Source organism: Glycomyces sp. NPDC021274 (assembly GCF_040641195.1).
In the GTDB taxonomy this organism is placed as follows: Bacteria; Actinomycetota; Actinomycetes; order Mycobacteriales; family Micromonosporaceae; genus Glycomyces.
Genome location: NZ_JBFADC010000048.1, coordinates 1 through 1,829 on the forward strand (window position 1 = coordinate 1; position 1,829 = coordinate 1,829).

The following is a 1,829-nucleotide window of genomic DNA, read 5'->3' on the forward strand; positions in this document are numbered from 1 at the left end:
CCGGGTTCATCTCCTACGCCAGCGCCCAGCTGATCTGGAACATGCCGCAGGCGATCATCACCGTCTCCGTCATGGCCGCCCTGCTGCCGCGGCTGGCGCGCTCCGCCCACGACGGCGACACCGGAGCGGTCCGGGACGACATGTCCCAGGGCCTGCGCACCTCAGCCGTCGCCATCGTCCCGATCTCATTCGGGTTCCTCTCCCTCGGCATCCCGCTGTGCACGCTGGTCTACGGCTCGTCCGGCGCCGGTATCCCGATGGGCTACATGCTGATGGCCTTCGGTGTGGGCCTGATCCCGTTCTCGGTGCAGTACGTCGTCCTGCGCGCCTTCTACGCGTACGAGGACACCCGCACCCCCTTCTACAACACGGTGATCGTCGCCGGCGTCAACGCCGCGGCCTCCGCCCTCTGCTTCCTGGTCCTGCCCGCCCGCTGGGCCGTGGTGGGCATGGCGGCGTCCTACGGCCTCGCCTACGTCATCGGCGTCGGCGTCGCCTGGCGCCGGCTCAGCAAGCGGATGGACGGCGACCTGGACACCGCGCACGTGGTGCGGACCTACGCGCGACTGGCCGGCGCCAGCATCCCCGCCACGATCGTCTCCGGCGCCCTGGTGTACGTCCTGATGCAGGCGCTCGGCACCGGATTCGTCGGCTCGCTCGCCGCGCTCATCGGCGGCGCCGCCGCACTTCTGGCCGTCTTCTACCTCGCCGCCCGAAAAATGCGGATCGAGGAGCTGAACGCCCTGGTGGGCATGGTCAGGTCCAAGCTGGGACGCTGACCGGGCACAACCATCGGCTGCCACCGTGTGTCGTGCATAGTGGCGGACTGTGGGCACAATTGTCTTGGCTCATTGAGCCTGCAACGGATGGGGAGGCAGGAACGACGGTGGCGGAACGGAGCACGGCTGCCGTCGACGTGGCCGACACCAGCGGCGAGGAGTCGCTGACCGCCAAGGCGGGTCGGGCCACGGACGACGGTGCGCAGGCCGAGAAGGTATCCGGCAAGGAACAGGACGCCGCGCGCACCGAAGGAAAGGGCGCCGAGGCAACCGATCCCAAGCCACCGGAACTCCACAGCGGCCACAAACTCGCCAGACGATACCGACTCGAAGAGTGCGTCACCCGTCTGGACGGATTCAGCAGCTGGCGGGCCGTCGACGAGAAGCTGCGTCGGGCCGTCGGGGTGCACGTCCTCCCGGCGGACCACCCGCGGGCCCGTCCGGTGCTCTCGGCTGCCCGGGCCTCCGCGCTTCTCGGGGATCCCCGCTTCGTCCAGGTCCTCGACGCCGTCGAGGACAACGACCTCGTCTATGTCGTCCATGAGTGGCTGCCGGACGCCACCGAGCTGGCCACGGTCCTCGCCAACGGCCCGCTCGAACCTCACGACGCCTACCAACTCGTCAGCCAGGTCTCCCAGGCCATGGCCGCCGCCCACCGCGAGGGCCTGTCCCACCTGCGGCTCACTCCGAGCTCGGTGCTGCGCACGGAGTCCGGGCAGTACCGCATCCGCGGCCTCGCCGTCATGGCGGCGCTGCGCGGCATCACCTGCGAACACCCGCAGCGCACGGACACCGAGGCGATCGGCGCACTGCTGTACGCCGCCCTCACCCAGCGCTGGCCGTACGAGAACGACGCCTACGGCCTCACCGGCCTGCCCAAGGGCGTCGGCCTGATCGCACCCGACCAGGTCCGTGCCGGCGTGCACCGGGGCCTGTCCGAGCTCGCCATGCGGGCCCTGGTCAACGACGGGGCCACCGCGTCCCGCCAGGAGCCGCCGTGCACCACGCCGGAGGAGCTGGCCAAAGCGGTTGCCGCCATGCCGCGCATCC

At 70.5% G+C, this 1,829-nt stretch carries 2 protein-coding genes; both read left to right on the forward strand.

Annotated elements, in window-relative coordinates:
• Positions 1 to 779, forward strand: a 779-nt coding sequence (locus AB0I03_RS26415; protein WP_360417308.1) for a lipid II flippase MurJ, incomplete at its 5' end; no start/stop codon positions are given.
• Between the two features lie 107 nt (positions 780 to 886).
• A partial coding sequence (locus tag AB0I03_RS26420) for a protein kinase family protein (protein WP_360417310.1) occupies positions 887 to 1,829 on the forward strand: 943 nt, incomplete at its 3' end.